Below are 7,208 nucleotides of genomic sequence, written 5' to 3'. Positions count from 1 at the left end.
CCTTGGGCGGCGGGGCTTTGGGGCCGGGCCTGCGATCTTCGAAGGGCCTTGCCCCCGGTGCGCCGGGACCGGGCCTGCGGGCGGCGTCGCTCCTCGGTGCGGGCCGTGAATCAGGCCGTCGACCCGCCGCCTGGGGCCGCTGATCGGAGCGTCCCGTAGCGGGCCTGCCCGCGGCTGGAGCACGCCTTTCCTCGCGCGGAGGAGTGGAAGCGGCTTTCGTAGCCTCTTCCATCTGCTCCGTTACCGGATGGGGAGCCGCCGCGGCTTCCTCGTCCTTCTCCATCTTTTCCCTGATGAGTTCCTTCGAAACGGTCACCTTGCGCTTCAGCTTGATCTTCGCGCCCGGTCTTTCGCTGCGTTCGTTCTTCCGCTCGAGAAGCTCCCTTGCGGCCTTCGCCCGCTGCTCCTTGATCACTTCTATTTTTTTCTGCACCAGGAAAACGTCCCTTTCGGAGAACTCGGCATCCATCCCGGCACAGCTTATTCCCAGGTCTTTACAAATGGTAAGAATATCTTCTTCTGTTACATGATTTGTGGTTGCAATATCAATTGCTTTCATTTGCACCTTGCTTCTACCTATTGAATTTTCGGAAGAACGCGGTCCCGTTCATTTTCGCGGTCTGGTCGCACATTCTCGCGCCATTATTTCTCCGCATCCGCTTCGTCAACGGCCTCCGCCGTCTCCGCTTCACCCGCTTCTTCCTGCCGTTCTCCTTCTTCCGCCTCTCCCCCCTCCGTTTCTTCCTCAAAATCGATTGATTCCGCGAGGATGTCCATTATCTTCTTGGCGGTTTTTTCGCCGATTCCGTCGATCTTCATGAGATCGTCTAACGACGTCTCCACCAGATCTTCGACCGAGAAGAGCCCTCCCGCCTCCAGGAGCTTGATGGTCCGGCTGTCGAGACCCGGCAGTTCATCGATCGGCGTTTCTTCAACGTCCTTGCTCGCGAAGAGCTGCTCCACCATTGCCCGGGACTCACTCGAGCTCAGGAACTCACGATACTGCTCCTCGGTCTTGATATCAATATCGAACCCGCAGAGCCTCGCCGAAAGCCGCGCGTTGTGTCCCGCCTTGCCGATAGCCAGCTTGTACTGTTCCTTCTCGACGACGGCGATCACCCCGCCGGTTCTGGTCTCCATGACTTCCTTGGCGCGTGCGGGCGTAAGCGCGTTCGCCGCCATTATCCGTCGGTCGTCAACCCACTCGACCACATCGATCTTCTCGCCCTCGAGCTCGCGCACGATGGACTGTATCCGTATGCCCTTCATACCGACGCAGGCGCCCACTCCGTCCACGTCGTCCCGTTCGCTGACCACGGCGACCTTGGTGCGAAGGCCGGGCTCGCGCACGATGTTGACGATCTGCACAATCCCGTCATACACCTCGGGGATCTCCATCTCGAAAAGCTTCTGTATAAACTTGGTGTTTGCCCTCGACAGCACCACTGACGGCCCTTTGGTGTTTTTCTGTACCGAAAGCACAAGCGCCTTGATGCGCTCACCGGTCTTGAAATGCTCAAGCGGCGATTGCTCGCGCGCCGGGAGAATTCCCTCGGTCTTCCCGAGATCCACGAAAATAGCGTCCTTCGTCTTACGCTGGAGGTACCCGTTTATGAGATCGCCCTCCTTGTCCTTGAAGTCGTTATAAACGATGTTCTTCTCGGCCTCTTTGATCTTCTGGACAATCACCTGTTTGGCCGTCTGCGCCGCTATCCTCCCGAACGATTCGAGCGGGTTCTCCTCCACATCCATCTCGTCGCCAAGCCGCGCTTCGGGTTTGAACCGCCGGGCCTCGGCAACGTGCACCTCTTCCGCCCTGTTCCTCGGCGAATTGACCACCATTTTCCTGGAGACGATCTTGACGGTGTTTTTATCGCGGTCGAAAACCACGCGAACGCTGGTGTTCGAACCATACTGTTTCTTATAGGCAGAGATCATCGCCGATTCGACGATTTCCTCGATTGTTTCCCGCGTTATTCCCTTTTCGTTCGCAATCTGGTGTAACGCCTCGAAAAAGTTGTTGCTCATGTTTCAAACCTTCACCACGTTAATGATTCTCCACCTCTGCCGGTGACACGCGTTAAAACTCGAGGTTCGCGCTCTTTATCGCATCGAAATCGATCATGATCGCTTTATCTCCCTCGCGAAGCTCGATGATCTTGCCCTCCACCCGGCCTATCCGCCCTTTGACGACGCGCTGTTCGTCGCCTTCGCGGTATATGACTTTCGCGGGGGAACCGCTGAACCGCTCGAACTCCTCTACACTTCGAAGCTGCCGACGTATTCCGGGGGAGGACACCTCCAGCGAATAATCCGGGAGCAGACCCGCCTCGTCCAGGCGCCGGGACAGCTCCCTGCTGAAGGCCTGACAGTCCGAGTGGGAGATCGGCGCACTTCCATCGATCTTAACGACAACGCTCGAGTTCTTTCCCTTCAGGAGCAGGCCCGCCTCGTAAACCAAATATCCGAGGTCCTCAGCGACGGCCCTGACCGTCTCCATCACCTGTTCCCTGACCGCTGGATTGCTCATCTCCGGACCGCTGTTTGTATCGAAAAAAGAGAGTGGTTTGGCCACTCTCTCCTTATCCGCAGGCAGACGCTAAGAAAAAGGGAAAAATCACTTCTCCACAAACATAGTCTAAAATGTTACCATTAATTTCAAGTTTTTTTTATTTCGCGCTTTTGTCCGGAGGGAAGGCCTTCGGGGATTCACCCGCCCCGGGACGGGGAAACCCCGATATCTCCGGATGGCGACAAATCCCTAATCATGACAGGCCGGTACGGGAACCTCGGGTATTTCGAAAAAACGGTGAAAAGGCCGGGGCAGATCGTGATAATCGACAGACGCCGCCTCTCGCGATAAATCGACCGAGTTATAGGTATGCCAGTACAGCACGACATCTCTCCGCCGCCGGTTGCGGCGCGCCATGTCCAGCACCGCTGCGAATGTCTTTCCGGTATAGGTGGGCTCGAGATTGAGGTTCCCCCGCTGTTTCATTATATCGATCGCCTCACAGCAGGCGGCCGTCGGACACCCGTACCCTTCTCCGAAATACTCGTCCAGCACCTCCGGCGCCTCGGTGCTCACCTCCTTGACCGCGGGGCTTTTCCGCCGCAGGAAGCGGAGCGTTTCCGCCATGAGCTTTGCGACCGCGCCGGGGGTCGACACCGGGACAGGGCCCAGGTGCGACGCCGTCACCCGTACGCCTACGACGGTTGAGCGCAGCCCGGCAAGGCGCACCCCCAATGCAAGACCCGCGAGGGTGCCGTTCGAGCCGAGGGGACAGACGATGTAGTGCGGTTCGGGCATCTGCCCTTCTTCTATCTGCCGTCGAAGCTCGAAAGCGGCGTTAGCAAAACCTATGGTGCCGAGCACGTTCGAACCACCGGCAAAAACATACCGGGCGGCCGGATGGAACAGGCGATGCGTCAGATAATAGGCAAGCACCGTTTTGGGCAGGGACCCCCTAAAGACGGTCCGGGCGCCGAAATACCTGTACAGGAGCAGGTTGCGTTTTACATAACTCGTAACCGGCTGCTTGAACAACAGAAGCGTGCACCGCATCCCGAGCCTTTGACAATAGATGGCCGTCGCCAGGCCGTGGTTGGTCCCGATACCGCCGATGGTCACCACCTCCCTCCTGTTTCGCTTTTCGGCGTCGCCAAGTATGAACTCGAGCTTGCGCACCTTGTTTCCGCCATATATGGCGGAACTCAGATCGTCGCGCTTGACCCACAGGTTCTCACAATCGAACCCGCTTAACCGGTGTACGGGCGTTGGAAACGCACCAAGCGAAACCCGGGGGATATTGATTCCCAACTCCGGGTATTTATGGAACAATGGCAATATCTGATCGGTATTAGTCACTCCAGTCACTCCTTCCCTTTATTAAACCCAGATCCACGCCTTCACGCAGCAGCAAACGCTTCCTGGCCATATAGTATATAATCCCCGACAGAATAAACGCGCCGAAGAGACCGATCTTCACCGGGCTTTTCAAATCGGCGAGGATGACGGCGCTGAAAAAGGCAACCATAAGGAAACCCACGACAGGGCAGAACCAGAGCAAAAATCCCCTCAGCTTGAACTGGGAACGCTCATACCGTTCCGGGTAAAGGTGCGGAAGCCTGAGCGACGCGATGAGGACCGGGACGAAGATTATCATCCCCCCCAGCGCGGCGTAAGAGGCGAAGGTCTCCAGGGGAAGCCCCGACAGTACCCCCAGGACCGAACACGCGTAGATCAGCGAAAGGAGGATGTGCGGCGTTCCAAAACGCCTGTTGAGTCCCCCGAGCCAGCCGGGGAGAATACGATCGTCTATGACGACAAGGAGCGATTTGGTCCCAACCATGAAAAGCGCGTTAAGCGTGGTCAGGAGCGCGAGCACCGCACCGCCCAATATGAAGAAAAGTCTGCCCGCCCCGCCCGCGCACGCCCCGCTGACTTCGAACATCGGGTCTTTCGAGCTCAGAAGCGTCTCAATCGGGGCCGCGCCGACCGTTGCGAGCGCCACGAATACATAGAGTACCGCAACCACGGGAAAGGCGATAAAGAAGGCCCGAGGAATCACCTTGCCCGGGTTGTTTATCTCGTCCCCCAGCTCGATGATCGCGTTTGAGCCAAGATAGGTGAAGGTGAGCAGCGCCACCCCCAGCATGAGGGGCCCTGCGCCCTTTTCAAACATTCCCCTGAGGTTTTCGGGATTGAACGCCGTGGCTCCCGTAACCGAGTAGAACACCAGCGCGCTGATCAAAACGATCACCATCAGGCCCTGCGCCCACGCCGCCGGCCTTACGCCGAGCAGATTGACGATGAAAAAAACAGTAAGGATCGCCACGGCAGTTAGTTCCACGGGCACTCCAGGGACCAGCATGCCTATATATCGGGCGCAGCTCAGCGCGTACAGCGGGATCTGCCCGAAGAAGGATGCCAGGATATACACCCACATGCCCACAAAGGCCAGGCCGGGCGACACCATGCGGCTGGGATACTTGTAGTTTGCGCCGGTCGCCGGGATGGCCGACCCCAGCATGGCCAGCGGCAGCATACTGATAAGAACTGGGACCACAGCCATGGCGAAGGCCAGCGGCAGGGTGTTGCCGACTATCTTGAGTACGATGCCGGTGAAGACGAAGATCCCCCCGCCGATGGTGCATCCTATCGCGATAAACGACACCTCGGGGAGACCGAGCACCCGTTTCAATCCGCTGACCGCCATGACCGCCTCCTTGAGTGGTTGTGTGAAATCACCTTTCCGGTGCTCAGCCGCCCGACACCTCAAAGCGCGCGAGACGACCGGTGTGGACCATGGATGAGTCCTCCGCCAGGCTTCTCTTAAAATAGTCCATGGCCTGCCCTTTCTTTTTTTCGATCATCTTCTTTCGCAGACCCAGATAATACAACGCCTCGGCCCGCCTTCTCTTCGCCAGCCGTGCATCATTCACGGCGGATGCTTTTCGTAAAAGCTCCGCGTCTGGAACGATACCGAGAAAACCACGCATAAGCGCCACCGGCCACGACGGGGAATGCCGGGCGTATCGCGTGCGTTCCTGCGCCATGTAAGCGGCCATTCCAGCGTCCGACGATCCGGCGGCGATGGCCAGGCGCCATATCCGCGAATACGAATTGCCCGGATCGAGCGCAATGGCGGCGTTGAAATCGTCAAGCGAGCCTCCGCGGTCGCCCAGCACATAGTGGATGATCCCCCTGTTATGGAGCGCCATTCCTTCCCGGGGATCGATACGGAGCGCGCTGTTGAAATCGGCGAGTGCCCCTGGAAAATCATCCTGATAGAACATGGCCACACCGCGGTTTGCGTAGGCACGGGCGTAATCGCCCCGCAGACCCAGGGCACGGGAGTAATCGCGGACAGCCTCGCCGGGCTCGCCGGCGGCAAGGCGGGCGCTGCCCCGGTTGTTGTACGATTCGGGATCAGCGGGATCGAGTATTATGGCGCGCGTAAAATCCTCTATTGCGCGAGCGTACTGTCCTTTTTTATACAGAATTATGCCGCGATTATAGTACTGTATCGGGCTCTCCGGCCCGAGTGCGATCGCCCTGTCGTAGTCTTCTCCGGCCTTCATTAGGTCTCCCCGCTGCGCGTGGAGCCTTCCGCGTTCCACATACACCCCACTTTCATCGGGGTTAAGCCGTACCGCCCGCGAGAGCTCCGCTATCGCCGGCACCAGTCTTCCCTTTTTCGCGAGCGCTCTGCCCCGTTCATAATGCGTAACGGCAGCGCGCTTCTCCTCCGGGCCAGGCTCGCGCATGCCCGTTCGCGCGCCGCCCTGACGCGCGAACGGGCCGATTCTCTTCTTTTCATCCGGAGAGAGAACGCGACCTGTCGCTCGAGTTTCATCCCCCGTCACCGTCAATGGAGGCAGCTTTTCCCCGGCGAGGGCGCGCCGCCGGCCCATGTCTATTTCCCTGTCTCCGGGGTTTTGCATCAGCACCTCGCGGTAATCCTCCGCGGCCGCTCCGTACTTACCGGCAAGATGATTGGCTATTCCCCTGTTTCTGCGCGCTGCGGTATACGAGGGATTTAAAGCAAGGGCCCGGGAAAAATCAGCCAGCGCTTCATCGGGACGATCCATTCGCACGAGGACGACGCCCCGGTTGTTGTAGAAGATGGGATCGTTCGGGTCGATCTCGATGGCCCGTTTATAATCGGCGATCGCATCGGGGTACTCTCCGATCGCGGCCCGCGCTATCCCGCGGTTGTTATAGGCTTTCGCGTAACGCGTCGAGATCGAAACGGCCCTGGTGTAATCGTCGATTGCGAGGTGGTGGTCCCCCATGGCCGAGCGAGCTATCCCGCGGTTGTAATAGGCCTCGAAAAACGAAGGAGAAGCCGCGACTGCCCTCTCATAATCGGCGATCGCGCCATCCCGGTCGCCGGAGGCCCAGCGGAGTATCCCGCGATTATTGTATGCCTTCGCGAAACGCGGATCGGCCGCGACGGCCCGGTCATAATCGGCGATCGCCCTCTTCGTCATCCCCATACGCGCGTACGCGGTACCGCGGTTGAAAAAGGCACGGGACAGGGGAAACTCTCCCGCGTCCACCGTCCAGTTTTCTATCGCGGACGTCCAGTACCCGATCTTCGTTTCCGGATCCCGCGCACCGGCGGCCATTAGGCTGTACGAGAAGAAATCCTCCGATATCGCCGGCTGCGCTGCCGCTAACATCACAACAAAGACCGGTACGG

The 7,208-nt window shown here is 58.7% G+C and carries 6 protein-coding genes; all 6 read right to left on the bottom strand.

The features are described 5' to 3' along the window. Nucleotides 1-559 (bottom strand): hypothetical protein (locus VLM75_08315; protein ID HSV96922.1); only part of this gene is annotated, 559 nt, incomplete at its 3' end. Nucleotides 560-642: 83 nt separating this feature from the next. Beyond that, nucleotides 643-2,028 (bottom strand): transcription termination factor NusA, encoded by a 1,386-nt coding sequence (nusA, locus tag VLM75_08310; protein ID HSV96921.1) that lies wholly within the window; start codon nt 2,026-2,028, stop codon nt 643-645. Between the two features lie 52 nt (nt 2,029-2,080). Further along, nucleotides 2,081-2,575: a hypothetical protein gene (locus VLM75_08305; protein HSV96920.1), complete on the bottom strand. Its 495-nt coding sequence runs from the start codon at nt 2,573-2,575 to the stop codon at nt 2,081-2,083. Nucleotides 2,576-2,761: 186 nt separating this feature from the next. Further along, nucleotides 2,762-3,868 carry a pyridoxal-phosphate dependent enzyme gene (locus VLM75_08300; protein HSV96919.1) on the bottom strand — a complete coding sequence of 369 codons (1,107 nt, stop codon included), beginning with the start codon at nt 3,866-3,868 and terminating at the stop codon, nt 2,762-2,764. Continuing rightward, nucleotides 3,861-5,219: an APC family permease gene (locus VLM75_08295; GenBank protein ID HSV96918.1), complete on the bottom strand. Its 1,359-nt coding sequence runs from the start codon at nt 5,217-5,219 to the stop codon at nt 3,861-3,863. The genes VLM75_08300 and VLM75_08295 overlap by 8 nt, the downstream gene beginning before the upstream one ends. Before the next feature lie 43 nt (nt 5,220-5,262). Then, entirely contained in the window at nt 5,263-7,188 is a 1,926-nt protein-coding gene (locus VLM75_08290; GenBank protein ID HSV96917.1) for a tetratricopeptide repeat protein, read from the bottom strand. Nucleotides 7,189-7,208: the final 20 nt, after the last annotated feature.

It is taken from the genome of Spirochaetota bacterium, assembly GCA_035477215.1.
Classification (GTDB): Bacteria; Spirochaetota; UBA4802; order UBA4802; family UBA5368; genus MVZN01.
The sequence above is the reverse complement of the archived record's forward strand: the minus strand, read 5'-3'. Positions and strand labels throughout refer to the sequence as shown.

Bases quoted from the DNA above. Each gene is read 5' to 3' on its own strand.
- nusA (HSV96921.1), bottom strand. From the start codon at position 2,028: ATGAGCAACAACTTTTTCGAGGCGTTACACCAGATTGCGAACGAAAAG.
- VLM75_08295 (HSV96918.1), bottom strand. From the start codon at position 5,219: ATGGCGGTCAGCGGATTGAAACGGGTGCTCGGTCTCCCCGAGGTGTCG.
- VLM75_08290 (HSV96917.1), bottom strand. From the start codon at position 7,188: ATGTTAGCGGCAGCGCAGCCGGCGATATCGGAGGATTTCTTCTCGTAC.